The sequence below is a fragment of the Niallia sp. FSL R7-0648 genome (assembly GCF_038007005.1).
Lineage (GTDB): Bacteria > Bacillota > Bacilli > Bacillales > Cytobacillaceae > Niallia > Niallia circulans.
Genome location: NZ_JBBOWE010000001.1, coordinates 1,714,413 through 1,732,668, shown reverse-complemented (window position 1 = coordinate 1,732,668; position 18,256 = coordinate 1,714,413). Strand labels below are relative to the sequence as shown.

At 34.3% G+C, this 18,256-nt stretch carries 21 protein-coding genes, 1 pseudogene and 1 other annotated feature; of the genes and pseudogenes, 1 reads left to right on the top strand and 21 read right to left on the bottom strand.

The genetic code is table 11. The features are described 5' to 3' along the window. Window positions 1-74: 74 nt before the first annotated feature. The 16 genes and pseudogenes from NSQ89_RS08215 to argS form a co-directional block, all read right to left on the bottom strand. Window positions 75-842, bottom strand: a complete 768-nt coding sequence (locus NSQ89_RS08215; protein WP_341132458.1) for a GNAT family N-acetyltransferase — start codon at window positions 840-842, stop codon at window positions 75-77. A 103-nt stretch (window positions 843-945) separates the two neighbouring features. Beyond that, on the bottom strand, window positions 946-1,416 hold the full coding sequence (locus NSQ89_RS08210) for a GNAT family N-acetyltransferase (protein WP_123257572.1): 471 nt from the start codon (window positions 1,414-1,416) through the stop codon (window positions 946-948). A gap of 93 nt (window positions 1,417-1,509) precedes the next feature. Beyond that, a complete protein-coding gene (locus NSQ89_RS08205; protein ID WP_123257571.1) occupies window positions 1,510-1,683 on the bottom strand; it encodes a Fe3+ hydroxamate ABC transporter substrate-binding protein in 174 nt (57 codons plus the stop codon). 114 nt (window positions 1,684-1,797) lie between these two features. Further along, complete coding sequence (locus NSQ89_RS08200) at window positions 1,798-2,265, bottom strand: hypothetical protein (RefSeq protein WP_341132457.1); 468 nt, start codon at window positions 2,263-2,265, stop codon at window positions 1,798-1,800. A 110-nt stretch (window positions 2,266-2,375) separates the two neighbouring features. Next, window positions 2,376-2,678, bottom strand: coding sequence for a hypothetical protein (locus tag NSQ89_RS08195; protein WP_095328386.1), 303 nt, complete (start codon window positions 2,676-2,678; stop codon window positions 2,376-2,378). A gap of 224 nt (window positions 2,679-2,902) precedes the next feature. Continuing rightward, window positions 2,903-3,148: pseudogene (locus NSQ89_RS25350) on the bottom strand (GNAT family N-acetyltransferase); the annotation flags it as partial. Window positions 3,149-3,163: 15 nt separating this feature from the next. Continuing rightward, window positions 3,164-3,358 carry a histone acetyltransferase HPA2 gene (locus NSQ89_RS25345; RefSeq protein ID WP_445668960.1) on the bottom strand — a complete coding sequence of 65 codons (195 nt, stop codon included), beginning with the start codon at window positions 3,356-3,358 and terminating at the stop codon, window positions 3,164-3,166. A 120-nt stretch (window positions 3,359-3,478) separates the two neighbouring features. Next, window positions 3,479-3,670, bottom strand: coding sequence for a DUF6366 family protein (locus NSQ89_RS08185; RefSeq protein WP_061800495.1), 192 nt, complete (start codon window positions 3,668-3,670; stop codon window positions 3,479-3,481). A 168-nt stretch (window positions 3,671-3,838) separates the two neighbouring features. Beyond that, window positions 3,839-4,438, bottom strand: a complete 600-nt coding sequence (locus NSQ89_RS08180) for a DUF2441 domain-containing protein (protein ID WP_061800501.1) — start codon at window positions 4,436-4,438, stop codon at window positions 3,839-3,841. A gap of 201 nt (window positions 4,439-4,639) precedes the next feature. Further along, window positions 4,640-4,978, bottom strand: coding sequence for a DJ-1/PfpI family protein (locus NSQ89_RS08175; protein WP_341132456.1), 339 nt, complete (start codon window positions 4,976-4,978; stop codon window positions 4,640-4,642). A 627-nt stretch (window positions 4,979-5,605) separates the two neighbouring features. After that, window positions 5,606-6,553: a DUF2268 domain-containing putative Zn-dependent protease gene (locus NSQ89_RS08170; protein ID WP_341132455.1), complete on the bottom strand. Its 948-nt coding sequence runs from the start codon at window positions 6,551-6,553 to the stop codon at window positions 5,606-5,608. 92 nt (window positions 6,554-6,645) lie between these two features. Continuing rightward, window positions 6,646-7,776, bottom strand: coding sequence for a DNA polymerase III subunit beta (gene dnaN / locus NSQ89_RS08165; RefSeq protein WP_341132454.1), 1,131 nt, complete (start codon window positions 7,774-7,776; stop codon window positions 6,646-6,648). A gap of 179 nt (window positions 7,777-7,955) precedes the next feature. Beyond that, complete coding sequence (locus NSQ89_RS08160) at window positions 7,956-8,387, bottom strand: YfmQ family protein (protein ID WP_047940216.1); 432 nt, start codon at window positions 8,385-8,387, stop codon at window positions 7,956-7,958. A 163-nt stretch (window positions 8,388-8,550) separates the two neighbouring features. Next, window positions 8,551-9,987, bottom strand: a complete 1,437-nt coding sequence (gene pdxR / locus NSQ89_RS08155) for a MocR-like pyridoxine biosynthesis transcription factor PdxR (protein WP_047940215.1) — start codon at window positions 9,985-9,987, stop codon at window positions 8,551-8,553. A 1,272-nt stretch (window positions 9,988-11,259) separates the two neighbouring features. Beyond that, window positions 11,260-11,913, bottom strand: coding sequence for a YcnI family copper-binding membrane protein (locus tag NSQ89_RS08150; protein WP_341132453.1), 654 nt, complete (start codon window positions 11,911-11,913; stop codon window positions 11,260-11,262). Between the two features lie 227 nt (window positions 11,914-12,140). Continuing rightward, window positions 12,141-13,823: an arginine--tRNA ligase gene (gene argS / locus NSQ89_RS08145; RefSeq protein WP_095257446.1), complete on the bottom strand. Its 1,683-nt coding sequence runs from the start codon at window positions 13,821-13,823 to the stop codon at window positions 12,141-12,143. A 62-nt stretch (window positions 13,824-13,885) separates the two neighbouring features. Beyond that, window positions 13,886-14,098: a binding site (T-box leader), on the bottom strand. Window positions 14,099-14,220: 122 nt separating this feature from the next. Between argS and NSQ89_RS08140 the strand changes: the two genes are divergently transcribed. Then, window positions 14,221-14,529, top strand: a complete 309-nt coding sequence (locus NSQ89_RS08140) for a hypothetical protein (protein ID WP_061800535.1) — start codon at window positions 14,221-14,223, stop codon at window positions 14,527-14,529. Between the two features lie 760 nt (window positions 14,530-15,289). Here the strand turns inward: NSQ89_RS08140 and NSQ89_RS08135 are convergent. The 5 genes from NSQ89_RS08135 to NSQ89_RS08115 form a co-directional block, all read right to left on the bottom strand. Next, window positions 15,290-16,153 (bottom strand): AraC family transcriptional regulator, encoded by an 864-nt coding sequence (locus NSQ89_RS08135; RefSeq protein ID WP_328587746.1) that lies wholly within the window; start codon window positions 16,151-16,153, stop codon window positions 15,290-15,292. Between the two features lie 46 nt (window positions 16,154-16,199). Then, the gene (locus tag NSQ89_RS08130) at window positions 16,200-16,412 is read right to left on the bottom strand and encodes a hypothetical protein (protein ID WP_047940209.1); all 213 of its coding nucleotides are present in this window, start codon (window positions 16,410-16,412) and stop codon (window positions 16,200-16,202) included. Window positions 16,413-16,497: 85 nt separating this feature from the next. Continuing rightward, a complete protein-coding gene (locus tag NSQ89_RS08125) occupies window positions 16,498-16,965 on the bottom strand; it encodes a hypothetical protein (protein ID WP_142300779.1) in 468 nt (155 codons plus the stop codon). An 83-nt stretch (window positions 16,966-17,048) separates the two neighbouring features. After that, window positions 17,049-17,252, bottom strand: coding sequence for a hypothetical protein (locus tag NSQ89_RS08120; protein WP_341132452.1), 204 nt, complete (start codon window positions 17,250-17,252; stop codon window positions 17,049-17,051). 119 nt (window positions 17,253-17,371) lie between these two features. Continuing rightward, window positions 17,372-18,067: a TVP38/TMEM64 family protein gene (locus NSQ89_RS08115; protein WP_341132451.1), complete on the bottom strand. Its 696-nt coding sequence runs from the start codon at window positions 18,065-18,067 to the stop codon at window positions 17,372-17,374. Window positions 18,068-18,256: the final 189 nt, after the last annotated feature.

Here is an 18,256-nt window from a genome sequence, read left to right as displayed (position 1 = left end):
AGAAGGTTTTCCTCGCTCTCTTTGAATAGCTGGCTGGCAAAACTCTATTATGTGTAGAAATATTATTTTCACAACTATGCTTTTATATAAATAGCGTATTTTTTAGGATTGGTAAACCAAAATTTATTAGCTAAATATGCGGATGCACGATTATCAACATCACAATCCCATCGCGGATGAATATTGATAGAAAGACAATAATCTATAAATCGTTGCGAAACAAGACTTGCAACCCCTTTTCCTCTGTACGCTGGGTCTGTTATTATATCTATTTCTGCATAGTTATTAGATTTAAAAATAGAAACTGCTTCCCCAATTATCCGATTTTTATCTTTCATACAAAAACCAATTCCGTTTTGAAGAAAATTCTCTTTAGAATCCCAATACTCCTCATAATATTTTTCTTTGAATTCTAAACTATTTTCAATTAAGCAAGAATTAATTCGATAGACATCATACGGACTAGCTATTGTTGTTCTATTAATATATGTTGGTAAATCAAAGGAATAAGCAATTCGTTCGATTCTTCTTACTCGCTTATTTAGAAACTTCTCTATTGCCTGCTCCCATACGATTTCATTGGAAAATAACGTAAATCTATTACCCTTTAAAACTGTTTTCTCAAAAATATCAATTAAATGCTCCATAAATAGCTCGTTCGAAGGACTACCTGTCACAAAAAACAAGCCTGAAGCTGCTTGAAAAAGCAATGAATTATAATTCGTACAATCACTGTATACAGTACCCTCTATCATGAAATCTAATATACTATGGGCAAATGTTGAAGCTTCCCTAATCTCTTTTTTTATTATAGAATACTGATCTATTGGTACCTTAATCATATTACAACACCTTTTGCAAAATAATTATCTCTATGTCATCATAATGATGAATTCTTTAATCAATACTTGAAATCTATATCTTCCTTCCTATCATTTCTTTCATTTAAGAAAGAGGTTTTGCTAAATCCATCATATTATGAAACCCTAGCTGTTCATAAACAGATCGGCCAGATGAACTGGACCATAATCTTGCTCGTTTAGCCCCTTTTTGTTTTAGCCATAAACATATTTCCTCAACTAATTGAGAAGCTAACCCATTCTTACGATGGTTTTTCACCGTATATACAGCTATGATCCACCCAAAAAGACTTTGTTCTTCCGCAAGTGGAAAAGCATACTCTGTTCTAATTAACCCTCCAGCACAAGCAACAATTTTTTCATCACTATCTAAAGCAACTCGAAACATTAAATTTCCTAATTCAAATTCTTTCCGAAATAGATTTTTCACTTCTTCCAGCCGTTGAAGACTTGGTTTTGGAATTCTGTCGATTTCTCCCATTTCACAAGCCATTTTATACCAGCATTCTGCCACAATATTCAGTTCGTTGTAAGTTGCCCATCTAGTTTCATACATTTTTAAGTCTCCTAATTAGCAATTTATTAAAAAATTAATGATTATATAACGGTAATGACGAAAAACACCCAATCCCATTCCATTTGTCTTTGCTTAAAATTGCTTAGTATTAAAGCAAGCTTCACAAATTAATTTTCCTTCATTTTGGATAAAAGCCTTTATTTCGGTCATCCCTTTGCGCTCTGGATAGCGCATTTTGACAAAAACTACTTCATTTCTTTCAATATGTTTACCGCAATTAGAACATTGGGGTTTTACTTTAAACATAGTTCCCCTCCAAAACTACATATTTAATAACTATAGCTTAAAGTTCCTGACTTCTTTAAATTAAAGTTTTTTCTATGTATCAATTTTATAACTTTGTCTAGTACTTTGAATTAATTATGCCGAATATGACTTGATTTGAAACTGTCTACAGATGATAAACATCCGTGTTTTTGAAAGCAGTTCTATTTCATGTGAAAACATCTTATCTTCCGTTATTAAAATTTCGTCATAACCCCAATTATCAATCCCACTTCTTCCATTATCCACTATTTCTTTTGTATTAACGACAATATTTCGTGTAATATCATAATCAAAGTAAAATCTTTTCACTTTATCCCAAACCAATTCATATACAGTACCATCCCAGTGCTCTATAACCACTCTAATTGATGTTGGATCATCCATTGTTTCATCTATATCTCCTTCACAATGATTGATTAACTCCATTTTTTTAAACCTTCCATCATGGAATGAATTTGTCACAAGGAATTCGCCCGTATATGGATCAAAGACATGCTGGATAGATTTTAAATATTCACAATACCCGTCATTATCCCAATTATCATCTCGTAAAAATTTCATAAAAAACATCTCTCCTCTTTAATTTCCTCTTATTACACTCATTAACTTTTTAAGAAACAATTTTGGTCCTGCGAAAAATATTTTTTAAGAAAACTAACTTATACATTTTTTTACTTTTTATACAACCATGGAATCTCAGGTGGATTTCCTGCTTCTCCTAATAGATATACAAATACAAAATAAACACAGATTAGTAAACTGAAAAGGAAAACAAAGAGTGAAAGACCATTAACCTCTTTCTTTATTAGCCCCACTAATGCACAAATTAGACTTATAACTCCTAAAAGCAACTCAAATAATGCTACAGGATAAACGGAGTATTGATTCATTACATAAACTCGAATTGGATTAAAGATAGTTATTGTGAAAACAAAAATTAATTGAAAAATTAATCCTATGACAGAATACTTCAATTCTTTCCTTTCTCTCCTTCCTCTGAATTCTATTTATTAAATCAATTAAACTTTACAATAGTACAAAGATTATCTATGTATATAGTAAAACTATGTATAATAGTAAGCTATTTCAAATTATTTGTAAATAGCTTACCAAGCATCTTACTTCTTTCTAACCCCCTACTTTTTCACAGCTTGTTCCGGACATGAATCCATTAACTCCTACCATGCATGGATTTATATTAAATGTCTTTTTCCATCAATACATTTGTAGTCTCAAATCCTAATTTTTCATATAATCCTCTAGCTACTTTATTATGGCCAAAAACATGGAGACCTATTTTCTTCAATCCTAGTTTCTGACCAACATTCTCTATACTCTTTAAAACTTCCTTAGCATATCCATTTCCTTGGTATTTTTCTAGTATATAAATGTCATAAATAAACCCTAGTTCTTCAGACTTTTGCGCAAGCCATATTACACCAACTGCCTCGTCACCCTTTTAAATGGTATATAAGAAATTCTGCTCTGTCTTCTCCCCTTGTGGCAAAAGTCTTGTATATTCCTCCTCTGCTTTCTTAAGCGCCTCTTCTTCTTTCCAATTTCCTGCGATAACCTTTTCTTCCGCATACGTTTTTATCGCACTAGACAGATATCTTTGATATTCATCTGCATTCAATAAAGTTAAATTAATCACTGTTAATACTCCCCCTTTTCGCACAAGTTTCTTTTCTTACGACTGATTCCAGCTTTCATTATTATTTTTTCTTAACTAATATAGAAAAGTGCGGTCTCCCATTATATGTGTGGGAGAGCCTTATTGAAAGAAGGCAGCATAAATGATTACCCCCACAATTATGATAAGGATGAGTATTCCAGTACCTTTCCACCCTAACCCGCCCACTAAATCAGCAAGATTGCTGCCGTGCACACTGCTAGATGGATGTTTCAATTCTTCTTGTCGCATTTTTTCCCTTCTTATTTCAGGAGCATCTTTTTCTTTTTTCATTTCAAGCCCTCCTATAAAATTAACAAATAAATAATAAGAATATGCCATTAATAGATGGTAATGTATTTTTTGCAAACAATACATTTTCCCTTTATGAAACCCTCTTTATTTTTTCCTTAATACGTTTGCCGTCCACGAAGGTTACTAAAACATTCTTCTATCAAATTTTTACGACTTACTTTCATCTAAATATTCATGAATAATCTCCATTACTTCTATTCTTCCATTTATCAAAAGCTCTGGAAGTTCATTTTTTACATTCCCCTTCCAATACTCCCGCGCTTGTTCCATTTTTTTATGGAAAGGAACAGCCTCTAAATTAGGCAGAAGCTCTCCGTCTCCTTCAAAATAATTTCCAGACACATGAAGTTTCACAATTTGTAATACTTTGCGCTTATAGGAATCAAAAAGTGCTTTCCATTTTAAGACATCCTCATAGCTTTTCGCAGCATACAGACAGGATAATCTAGACGGATGATTGGGGAAATCCTGGAGTCTCACCATTTCTGCTATTACTTCTCTAATTGCTCTCATGGTGTGCCCTGCATACTGAACAACCACATCGGCGTTCTCTTTATTTAAGTGCAAACCTTCATCTGTATAATGATTATCTAAAATCCCCATATAATCTTCGCCCTGTGCATTAAGGTGTTCCTTTTCCAAAAAAAAGCGATATAATGTGTTCATCTTTTTTTCTTCAAAGTGAATAACCTGTCCACGAGACATTCTTTGATTAGTAACTAGATGATAAGCAGTAAACTCTTTCATTCTTTCCTCTCCTGTATATATAAAATGGAACGATTTACTATAAATATTGAATTGAAATCTATATATTTATTGAAATGTTCATCTTGTAAATTCAATCGTTCTAGCAATTCTTTTTGCAACGAGTCTCCTAATAATTGCTCGACAAGATATAATCCCATATTGATTCCAGAAGACACTCCACCACATGAAATAATGTTGACATCATGGACAACTTTTTCCTGAGATATCACATGGTGTATCTGGATACTTATCCTGGAGCAATTTTAATGCTAGGTGATGAGTTGTCACCTTCTTTCCAGCTAATAAGCCAGCTTCTCCTAATAAATAGGCACCGGTACCAACAGAACATATATACTCTATACTTTTCTGACTCTTAATCCATTCAATAATCTTTTTATTCTTGCTAATTGATTGTATTGCTCTTAATGGGCCACCAGGAATAAGCAATATATCAAATGTTGGACTATCATTTATACTATAATCCGGTGTCACTTTTGTCCCAATATGTGTTTTTATTGTCTTCCCTGATTCCGAAATCATATATACTTCATAAGGTCTCGTTGGCATTAGCTTTCTTTTTATAAAGAGTTAACCCTTTTTCTGCTTTACTTTCAGTTGTTAACGAGAAAACCTCCGCAGGACCGGCAAAATCTAAAGATCAACATAGTCATATAATCAAATTCCAATCTTGCGTTTACACATTTTACTATCTCCTTAATTAAAAAATATCATGTTAGGGCATATAATTAAGAACAGTTCTCCTCCTGATTTCTTTTTGAAAAAATCCCTCTATTTAGAAGTGGTCTTTTTATCACAAAAATACGTCGCTAAAACAAAAGTACAATAGCTACAAAAACGCTTCTACTAAACAGATTATTTTTCCTTTTTCCTTTTCAACAATTCTAAAATTTCCTTGTTTTGTTCCGTTAATTTTCTTAGCTTTACTTCTATAGATAAACACGTAATGGCTAATATTATCAGCCCCATCGCTATAATAAACTCCATAAATACACCACTACTCTCTTTTTATTATCTAAATGGATATTTTTACTTAACATCAAGATTCTAAAAAAAGTTATCTAAACTGATGACATAACGTCTCTTCTTAATACGCTTCCAATTCTTTATTTCTTTCAATGAAGAAACGTTTATCTCCATACAAATTACTTACTGGTAGTTCTCTATGTAATTTCCCTCTTCATATATTTCTTTACTAGTAAGTCCAGTCCATTCTTCTGGTGTTATGTCAGGATGCTTATTTAAATATGTTCTTACCATATTATAGCCCTCACTATAACCATAGTTGTATGGTAATCCGTTTCCACCAATCAATATTTCCTGCGCTCTCTTTAAATCGTACGTTTGCAAATCTGGTTCAATTTTATTCCAAAAATCTAGTTTAAAGTTGTAATATAAATTATCTACGTCAATATCTGGGTAGACTAATTTCTGAAACATAACTGCTTTTCCTTCCAAAATTAATCGATCTAAAACTGTTTCTTCCTCTTCTTTTTTATAATATTTCTCAAACCATACACTGTGATTATATTCATGAGCAATCGTTGTCTTGATAAACTCTTCGGTATAAAACTTATTATTATAGTAAAAACTTATCTTTCCAGCGCCCCAAGTATCCATACTTTGGGTAATGTGATCTTCTTCTATAGGTAAAATACATATATTCGTCTTCTTTTCTGATGGGATGTAATCTGATGATTTAAGGAGTGCCTCTTGAATTGCCTTATTAAGCTGCTTCTCATCCATTGTTTTAATAATATTATTAACTTCCTCCATATTTTCTGGTGCTTTTACAGTAAGGTCAAAATTACCTACAAAAAATTCTGCATTTTTATAGCACGCATCTACAATTGGTTCTATCACCTCCTCATCAAACAGCAAAAAGTTCGGCGTAGCTGAATCTTCTTTCATTCTCTTCTCATATTTTTTATAAAGTTTATAAGCATGCACAATCTCATATTCTTGGTCTGTTTCAGGATGTTTAAAAGTAAAATAAATATTATCTGATTCACTCTCTTCTTTTATCGTCTCTTTCAGTTCACAAGAGATTAATAGAAGGAAAGAAAACAGAATAACAACAGCTCCAAGTTTTTGCATATATTCCCCTCCCCTTTTGATTAATTACGAATGTAACATCTCAAAGGTTTCAGAAAATTTAAAATCCAATACATATCAGCAATCTATAATCTCTAATAGGAGCGTACAGGAGAAATCAAATGCATATATGAATTGTTTCCAACTGGTTCCATCAATATTGGTCTCATTGTACCTCCGAAACTGATTTTTATTTCTTCTTCCTTAATTGCTTTTAATGCATCCATAAGAAAGCTTCCATCTAGAGAAATGCTTAAATCTGTTTCTCCAGCAAGCTTATTGATCGGTTGCGTTTCTTCTATTTTTCCTATTTCTGAAGAATTAGAGGTGATTTTTAATTTCAAACCATCTTTTATTTCCATATGGACATTGTTATTCTTCCACTCACTTGCAAAAAGACAAGCTCGATCTACTCCTTTTAACAGCTGTTTTGTATTAACAGTAATCATAGTCCTTGCATTTTTGGCGAATAATCCAGTAACATTTGGATAATTCCCTTCGATTAATCGAGAATAAAGAGTAGTTGAATTCGTTTTAAATACAATATAGCGATCTGTAGCAAATATTTTAATCATTCCCGTTGTTTTCTGCATTAACTTAGTAAGCTCATGGAGGCTTGTACTTGGGACGATGAATGCACCACTTACACCAGATTCAATCGGAAGCTCTCTCCATGCTAGTCGATGAGAATTAGTAGCTACACATGTAAGTTTTGTTTCTTCGAATAACATATTAACGCCAGTCAAAACGGCTCTCGCTTCACTTTTTGATACAGCAAAAGCTGTCTGGTTGATCATCTCGATTAAATCGGTGCTTTGCATTCTAATATGTGTTGTTTCTTCCATACTTGGAAGCGTTGGATATTCTTCTGCATGAAAACCATTAAGTGTTGTCATGATTTCATCCGCTTTAAGCGTAGCTATTTGCTTTTCGTTTACTATTAGATGAATTTTCCCTGGCAATTTCCGCACTAGTTCACTTAAATATTTTGCTGATAGTACAACACTGCCTACCTCCTTTATCTTTAGAACTTGTACTCCATCTATTTCCATCGGAATTACTTGTTCAATAATGATATCAGCGTTACTTCCTATAACAATTAATGATTCTTTAGTAGCCATTATTTTGATACCTGAAAGAATAGGAAATGGAGTTTTCTGGGATACTGCTTTACTCACATCCGCTATTGCTCTATTAAAGTACTCGCTTTCAACAAGAAATTCCATTATATGCAACACTCCAAATTAAAATTGATATGTATTCAATTCGACATTTTTTGCCAATTCCCTTGTCATTATTGTTTAATAAATTAATTTTTAAAAAAATGCATAAAAAAACTACTAAAGTGGCAGCAGCAAATGGCTTAGCCCTTTAATAGCTTTTTATAAATTTGTAAAAATATATTTTATTTTTTAGTTAAAACATCTAGTTGAAGTGGATAGGTGCTATATGCAACCATTTTATTTTTGTACTTTTTCACAATATCTACATGGTCTTGATAACTATTCAAAAATAAGTTTATGTTCTTATTCCCTTTTTTGGTATGAATAACAAGAGAATACTCCGCATTTTTAGCATTAAGATATGCTTCTTCACTTCCTGGATATAAACTATACTTTTCTCTAACAATCGCTTCGTTGAATATCTTAATAATTGCTTCTTTATTCTCTCCATCTATTTTCATTTCATTGTAGATTATTTCTGTTTCCATGTTATTAAGTTTTAAATGCAATTTATATTTATCCAGCAGCCAATCCACTACTCCTGTTGGCAAGCACGTCATTAAAATTTTTATTATACAAAAGAACACTAAGGCTATAATAGTAATCCAGGTCATTTCCATTCACTCCATTACTTATTCAATTAATATTTCTACGTTATTTATAGTACTAAATTTTCTCTCTAAATAGACCATCCAATTCTCATATAAGTTGACCATCCACTTTTTATCTCATGCGATAAAAATAAGATGCACGCTTTATCCTTGCATCCTTCCCTCATTATTCTTTACTGGATTTAAGCGCTGCAGCAAATCTCCTTATCCCCTCATCAATATTACTTTCTGTTTCTTTCGCATACGTAAAACGAACATAGTTAGCGTTTGAACCCATTGTAGATCCAGGCGCATAAATAACACCATTTTTTAACGACTCTTCTAATAAGCGATTTTCATTGACTTCGTTTTTTATTTTACACCACAGATGAATCCCACCATTTGGTGTTAGAAATTCCATTTCTCCTTTTAAGTAGGTATTCAAGCTTTCGATGATTTGATTTCTTCTGCTTTCAAGTTGTTTAACTAAATTATCTAAATGGACTGCAAAGGAGGGTGATTCTAAGAAGTCGTTTGCTACCCATTGAGAATAACTAGAATGGCCAAAATCAATCTGCTGCTTAGCGTCGGATAACCTTTCTATCACCGGCTTAGGTCCTATAATCCAGCCAATTCGCAGACCAGAGGCGACAATTTTGGAGAGAGAGCTTATATATAATACATTGCCATTTTGATCCATCGATTTTAGCGGAAGCAATGGCTTTCCGCTAAAAGAAGTTAAGCTATATGGATCATCCTCTACAACGGGAATACCATATTGAGAAGAAATTTCTAAAATCTCTCTTCTTCTTTTTTGACCGAGAGATACGCCAGATGGATTTTGGAAAGCTGGGTTTAGAAATATCATCTTAATTCGGTGTTTTCTGTATAATAAGATTAAATCGTCAGGTTTTATGCCATTTTCATCTGCAGTCAAATAATAAGGTTTAACTCCGGCTGATTCAAATAGCGGAAGACTATAATGATAAGATGGATCTTCCATTGCTACCGCATCGCCAGGTTTCAGCAAGCATTGAATAACCAAATGTAAAGCCTGCTGGGCTCCAGATGTAATCAATATAGAAGAAGGCGTTGTTTGTAAACCACGATATTTCTCCATATGATTTGCAATGGTCTTTCTTAGCACTTCACTTCCTTGTGGATGATCGTATCCCAATGATCCTATGTAAGCTCGGTCAGAAGTAATTTTCCGCAATGAACTTAAGGGGAAAAGATCTTCCGAAAGTTCCCCGCTTGCTAAATTAATCAGGTCATGTTCCGTCATTTCTTTTCGTATCCGCTGCATGACAGGTAGATTAGGAAGAAAAGATCCCGCTTCTATATAACGATTCCAGCTAGGTACACGTTTTTTGGTTATTCCCCATATATCTTTACTTATCATTGTTCCGCTGCCGCGTTTTCTTTCAATTAATCCATTCGACTCTAACTCATCATATGCAGCAACTACCGTACTTCTATTTAATTCTAGCAGTTTTGCTAGCTTTCTTTCCGATGGCAGCGGTTTATCTAAGGGAAAGGATCCATCTGCGATACCATTTTCTATATACTCCGCCAGCTGCTTATATATTGCTTTTTTTACTTGTCGATTAGGTTTCCACTCCATTGTTTCCACACTTCTTTACTATATTTTGTCTCCATAAAGACAGCTGTCTCATTTTTATGTTGTTTCATTATAGCTTAATTTCTCATCTTTAAACAACATTGAACCTTTTAGAAACGGCATACCCTTTTTATCTTATCATTCATTGAATTCACTAAATCCAACTGTTTTTACTAATAAAATCGAGAATATCTCATAGGCTCTGGATAGCATCGGATAATTTGATCTAGTTCCACTAATATTTATGATAGCAACCTTTTTGTAAATTTGATATTTTTCAGGAAGGAATTTACTATGTTACAATGAAAATATAGAGACAACATTAACAAGGAGGACTCTCGTATGAAAAAAATGATATATGCCCGAAATGCAACAGCGATGAAATAAAAAAAGGGGTAATGGCAGCTACTGTTGGTCAAGTTCATATGTATCCCGAAAAAACCTTGGAAAGAAACCTTCTCCAATATCGGCAGAATATTGTTGTCACTGCGGTTACATTGCAGCCTTATATGTGGACAATCCTGAAAATTTAGGATAAGCGTATATATGAGCCCTTTTGAAACAGGCATACATCCATTTTCTAATACCGGTAATAATAATTCATAGTTTTTATTCTCCCTATTTGCAAGGGAAAAAAGAAACCTAATAAAATCACGATTGGGCATAGTATGGTGCTTAATATCCCCATAGAGAATAACCGTAAATTGCTGCACAGTAAACATAAAAAAAGCACGGCCTCGAAAAAAATATATTATAGTCTTTCAGATAGGTTAATTACGACCAGAAAACAAATTCTTTCCGTTGTAAAAGTACTAATAACATATATAAACCTAATGGTAATAAGAAATAATAGTATTGTATTGTGCTGCTATACCGTTTTACTATTTTAATGTATGAATTTGTATGTATGATTACATTAATTATGTGAAGTATGAACACATACAGCGGCACATCAAGCACCGTTAACAGGACGCTATTCCACGCATTTCTTTTTTCCTGTAATTATTTCAACGTGAGCAATTAAGCCAACTGATACAAGTACTAAATATACACTAGATATAAATCGTAATGGATTTTGCATAATCATTCCTTTTTTCTATTTCGTAATGTACTATTTATTTTGTGGAATATAAATAATACTGTGGTTAATCACTCCCTACCTATTTCGCTAAATTCTCATAAGCTTGTAGTGGAATAATTTACTATAGAGTAAAAAGAAAAAGTCCATTCCTTGAAGTTAATCTCTTCCTTAGGAATGAACTCTTTAGCTAGTTCTTATTTTTTTCTTATAAAAGTTATTACAATCGCAGCTAGTGATAAAACAATAGCGATAATCGATAAAATCGTATTTATATTAGTACCTTCATTTGCATGCTCGGCATCTTTGTCTTCCTGTTGATCATCTGCTGTATCATCCGTTTTTGTGCTATGTCCATGACTGTCAACCGTTTCATTGGATTGAGCAATACTAGTGATAGAATGAGGCAGTTCTGCATCACTGTCTCCAGTCCATTCCACAATGCTGCCATCTGTATAGTACTGGAATGCATCCCATGCAATATCGCCAGGCTCTTTGGGATTTTGTGCTCTAAAGGTAAAGTCGCGATATTGACCAGCCTTAATCGCAGTCTCTTCTGATTCTGCCTCCCAAGTTACAGTTGCCACTTTATCATTATCATCGGTAGTTGTAGTCGTTTTCCAGCCATCGACAGGTTCATACATTTTAAACTCCACATTATCTGGAATTTTAATCGTCACTTTTGTTGTATCCACATCTTTTTCAACTGGAATTCTTACAGTATACGTTTCCCAAGCCTCTGTAGTAGACTGGGATGGATTCACGGTAACATGGGCGCTGACTGGTAATGCTATAAAGAAGACAGCCGCTAATGCTACTAATCCAGATAAAAATTTCTTTTTATGTATCATTTCAAATCTCCTTTCCTTATTTCTGCAGTTTTGCAAAAAGAGAGGTTAACACTACTTTGAATGTGTTAACCTCTTTCATCATATCAAATAGAGATACTTCGTTCAAAGAAAAAACAGCTTGGATTATGTCTATTCTGTGAACATTTTATGACAAATGTACTTTTAAATGACCTATTCCCCATTTTAGCCAAAATAATTCATCTTTAATCAAGGGGTTTATCTTTCTATTACATTGCCTCTGGTGCGGCAATTCCTAGTAATCTTAAGCCTTCTTTCAAAACAAGTGTTACAGCATATACGAGAGAAAGTCTCGCTTCTTTTCCGCTATTTTCCTCTAAAATTTGAACATGCGCATAATACTTATTAAATGTTTTTGCTAAATCAATAACGTACTTTGCCACTTCAGAAGGATCATATTGCACAATCGCCTTTTCCACAATTGTCGGAAAGTCCATTAAAAGCTTTACAATTGGAAAACTTAGCTGATCCCATTGTAATTGGTCTATATTAGCTGGTGGGTAGAAATTACCTTTCCGCAGTAAGGAACAGGCTCTTGCATGTGTGTATTGGATATATGGTCCTGTTTCTCCTTCAAACTTCAACATATCTTCTAGAGAAAACTCAATATCTGTTAGGCGATAATGCTTTAAGTCATGAAAGATAATTGCTCCTGTTCCTACTTGTTTTGCCACTTCTTCTTTATTTTCAAGAGAAGGGTTTTTTTCTTCGATATTTTTCTCCGCTAATTGAATAGCTGCTTGAAGCACTTCTTCTAATAAAACAACTTTCCCTTTTCTCGTTGACATCTTCTTGCCGTCTTTCAGCATCATACCAAATGGAATATGAGCCATCCCTTCTGCCCAATCATAGCCCATTTTCTCTAACACTTGAAATAGCTGCTTAAAATGGAGAGTTTGTTCATTTCCTACTACGTATAAACTTTTCACAAAATGATAGTTTTCTTGACGATAGATCGCTGCAGCTAAATCCCGTGTGGCATAAAGTGTCGCACCGTCTCTCTTTTTGATTAAACACGGTGGGAAGTCTTCAAGCTCTACTACTTGTGCCCCTTCTGATTCTACTAAAAGCTGCTTCTCCTTTAATAACTCGACAACCCTTCCCATCTTGTCGTTAAAAAAAGCTTCGCCATCATTTGAATCAAATGTAATTCCTAATAGTTGATAGATTTTATTAAACTCTTCTAACGATTCTTTTCGAAACCATTTCCAAAGATTAATGGCTTCTTCATTTCCCTGTTCTAGATAGTTAAACCATTTTCTCCCTTCTTCATTTAGCGAGGGGTCTTCATCTGCTTTTTCATGAAACTTCACGTACAGCTTTAATAATTCTTTAATAGGATTCTTCTGCACTTCCTCTTCGTTTCCCCATCGTTTATAGGCGACGATTAATTTACCAAACTGGGTCCCCCAATCACCAAGATGATTAATACGAATCGGTGTGTAGCCATTTTTCTCGGCAATAAGGCCAAGAGCATTGCCGATAACAGTGGAACGCAAATGCCCCATGGAAAACGGCTTTGCAATATTAGGTGAAGACAAATCAATTGTCATGACTCCTTTATTCGTAGGTAAATCCCCATAATGCTCCTTTTGTTCGAGAACCTCCTTGATTACTTTAGAGGCAATTAATTGCTGATTTAAAAAAATATTAATATAAGCTCCTACCACTTCGACATGATCAATCAGCGGAGATTCTATCTTTTGAGAAAACTCTTCCGCAATTAACGTAGGTGCTTTCCGCAATTTTTTGGCAAGTGTAAAACAAGGAAAAGCGAGATCTCCTAAATGATCATATTTCGGTTTTTCCAATAACTGTTCAATCGTTTCTGGTGATAATTCTACATCTAATTGTGTTGCTAATACGTTTGCTAGTTCTGATTTGATGTTCATCTATATTCTCCTTTTCTATATTAGATATTTTAATAAAATAAAAAAACTCCCGCCCCTTCATACGAAGAGGCGAGAGCTTATAATTCCCGCGGTACCACTCTAATTGTTATTTTCATAACCACTTAAATCAGTTAACGGCCTGTTACCGATCATGCTATACCTTTTCAGCATGATATCTCCAAAGTGCGTTTCACTGCTTGCTCCACATTAGGCTTCCACCATCCCTAATTCGCTATTGCTTTACAACCAGCTACTCTCTTTTTCTACGATTTCCTATATTTTTTTCTTATTATACACACACTTTTCGGAAGAATCCAATACTTTTTTATTTTTATAAAAGAAAGACAAGCGCCAATCATTTCCGTTTACATATAGTAATGGAGGAGGTGAAACATTTATGAATACTCAAAATCGAGCTTTTGACAGACATATTGGGGCCGTTGGTCCTATTGGTGCAGTTGGTCCTGTTGGAGCCGGTGGTTTTGCAGGCGTGGGGCATGGCGCAGTGGGAATCGGGGCTATCCCCCTTGGTGCAGTTACACCATCAGCTAGCTTTGCTGGAGGCAACCCTCTATTTTATACGCCTTTTCATCATAGCCCTGCTATTCAACACCATTGGAATTATGGTCAGCATTTCCCAGCATACTCACAACCATATGGCTATAATCCCGCTTATTCTACTTACGGATATTATCCCTATTATTGATTTCAGAAAAAAGGCAGCAACTAGATTCCATCCATTTAGAGAAATTCTAGTTGCTGCTTTTTTATGCTGTTGATATTATTCCGCTATGCTTATTTGTTTATTTTTTCGCCAGATTGCGAAGGTTACTGCTAATCCATCATGGGAAAGAATCTTATAGAGACGCTCCAACCGAGAAAAGAGCTATGTTAGGACAAGCTCCTACTAATGCCAGTGCATTAGCAAATACAGATACTGGCGGCAAGCATCAGCAAATAATAGTTTTACAACAGATAACGAGTAGTGCATGGAGGCAAAGGGAAATGCACCGATCGGGAACAATGGAGGTGCATCTAGTTTTGTCGGCTAAACTACTGTGCTTTTGAACGCTACTTTTCCCTTGGTTCCTTTGAATAATGGTGTTCATCCCCTTTATGAACACCTTTTTTCCCCGGTTTCTTTAAATAATGGTGTTCATTCCCTTTATGAACGTATTTTTTCCCCGGTTTCTTTGAATAATGGTGTTCATTCCCTTTATGAACGCATTTTTCCCCTTGCTTCCTCAAAATTATAGGGTTCATCCCCTTTATGAACACCACTTTCCCCTCGGTTCCTCTATAAAATGGTTTTCAATCTATTAAAATACTGAATCTCCTTGCTATACTCCAAGTCTAGCATCCCTCTCTCTTAACTGACATATCCCCCCCTATAACAATCATCCTTAAATATCAAAAAAACGATGGAATTTGACACTATGCCCGCATAGTCATTCCATCGCTTTTTGTTATTTAACTGGAATCCATATTTCAGAGTAGCAATTTTCGCTTGACGGATCATCATCTGTATAGCGTTCAAAGGAAATAAATCCTGCTTGTTGATAACCACTGGACGGCATCCATTCCGAATATATTTGCTTCCAAACCTTCTGCATACTTTGCGGCATTGGTCCATGCACCTCAAAAACTGCCCACTTGGATGCTGAAATAACGAGCTGATCATATTTTTCAGATTTATCCTCTGTTGCAACCGCTATCCAGTAATCCATATCCTTACCCGCTGCTTCTGACTCCTCTACACAAACGCCAAGAACACCTGGAATTTCTCCCCTAGTCAGCATCAGAAGCTCGTTCACTGTTCCATTCTTATTAACTTCATCCCAGAGTTTTGGAATCTCACGGAGATTTTCATCTTCCTTAAAAGTATAAGATTTTTTCATCCCGACAATCGTAAATGCCTCTTTCTCCACTACTTTTACTTTCATTGGTTCTGCCCCTTTCAGCTGTACTTGAATGACTAGTGGATTGTATATTTTTAGACTACCAATTCCTCGTCTCGTTTCACTTGGTGTAACTCCATGCTGTCTGCGATATGCTTTCGTAAATGCTTCTGGTGTATCATATCCATATCTTAATGCAATATCGATTATCTTTTCTCTTGAATGAAGCAAGCTTTGACCAGCCATTGATAGTCTGCGTCGCCTAATATACTCTCCCACTGGTATTTCCGTAAGGATTGTAAATGTTCGTTGAAAGTGAAATATTGAAACATTTGCGACACGCGCAATCGCTTCTATTTCAAGCTTTTCTTCCAAATTATTTTCGATATATATTAATGCCTTTTGTAACCCTTCCAACCATGTCACATTCATCACATCCTTAAAAATAGCATACATGGATTACTGTTGGTTTTCCTGTTCATTTATGCTTGCTTTTGACAGAAATATCCTTGGTTTTCTTCTCATCAATATATCGGATTAAAGAAAGGATAGACCGCCCTAAGTAAATACAAAAAAAGGCACCAAAAATAATAAGTGCTGCTAAGTAATTGGCAAATAGCTTCTTACTGGCAATAAATAGTATTAAAAACACTAGTGTGATCAACAAATTGAATATTGGATGATTTTTCATTCATTTCCCTTCCTTTTTTATAGATAAAATATGTATCATCACGATAAAATAGGCTGTCTATCCCTAGCTCTAGGTTTAGACAACCTTATTCGACCCTAATAGAAAACGTATAATTGGGATTTCCTTGATCCCATTTAGCATAAATCATATAAACATATGTTCCTTTTTTGGCTGGCACTGTCATTTTATTTTTATCTACTTTAATAAATTCCTCTTCTCCATCTTCAAACACTTCTGCAACCTGTAAAGATCCAGCTAATGGCTTTTTATTAAAATCGATGGTAATCGTTGAATTCGGTTCCACTTTCACAGAACCATTTTGTAACCCCATATCCCATGGAGATGCATAGACATAATCAACACAAGATCCTTTTAATGAACCTTGCCAGCAATTAGAACCAATTGTTGTCGGAATTCTATTATTCTTCCATAATACCTCAGGTTTTGGTGGCTTGGAAAAATAAATCGTATCCATTAGAACCCAAATACAGGCAAAAATAAAAGCAATTATTGTTACCACCATAAACATGTGAACCTTTTTGTCCCCTTTCATTCCTCTTTTATATATTGGACGATTGATATTGCAGAAAAGTTTCGATTTTTCTTTATAAATAGAAAATTCCAGCGATATTATTCTTATTCTCCCCCACAGCTTCCTCCACTATCAAACGAGGATCCACAGTCATTTCCTCCATCAAAGAAAGACGCTTGTGAGCTATCTCCTGGATTTCCCTGAAAAGGCGGATAATGATGGTCATTTATATTGTTTGTCTTTTCTTTGCGGGAAAAAATTTGAGCCAAGACGATTGCCACAAATACCAACATAATAATTCCAAACATACTTTATTCCTCCCTCACTTGCTGTTCTATTTTATATACGTAGGCTGATTGGAAATAGTTTCATATTTTTTCAATTAAAAAAGCCGAAAAGTAGCAAACTACCTTTCGGATAGATTAATTTATGCTCTTTTCCTTATTTCCTTTACTCTTTCCATAACGGAAGGCTTCTTTTTACTGAAATAATAGAAAATCCCTGTTATCAGTAGAATAATTACAATTAATGCTAATGGATTAATATCTGTAGAGAATACACCATAAGGAATTAACGCAAGGATAAAAAAGTAAAAGAAATTACCTATTGCTGTACCGATAGTAAAAGGACGTATCGATATTTTGCTTATACCAGCAATGATATTTAAAATACTTGTCGGAAAAAACGGAAAAACCCTTCCATAGAACACATAGCGCATCCCTTTTTGTTCGATTTTATCTAACATTTCTTGGTGATTTTGCACCTTTTTGATCACAAAATCTTGGAACCAAAAACGAATGGCTAAGAAGATAATGATTGCAGAAATGATGCTAGAAAACCAGCTCCATAGAAAGCCATAAATGAAGCCAAATGAGTAAAAATTGAGGATAATTACTAAAATTAAAGGAATAACGGTAAAGCTATTTTGAATAATCATAAGGAATAAACTGACAATAAGTGCATAAGAAATATTCTCTTTAAATGAAGATGTGACTGAATTTAACTCCCCTTCACGAATCGCCTGAAAAATATCAGTGTATCGGAAAAAGATAATAAAGAGGCTGATTGTCACAAAAAACGTAAATGGCTTCCAAAAATGTTTTATATAAATCACCTTTTTCATAAATTATATGTCATATTCTAAAGAGTGGTACACTTAGAGTATCATTTTCTACAGATTTCTTCCTTTTGTTTTTTTATATTATCTGTTTTTCTACCCGTTTCTACTATTTTTCAATCAGGGGGGGATTATTTCTTACCTAAAAAAAATAAGTAAGTACATAAAAAGCAGTTAAGTTTTACATAAACATAA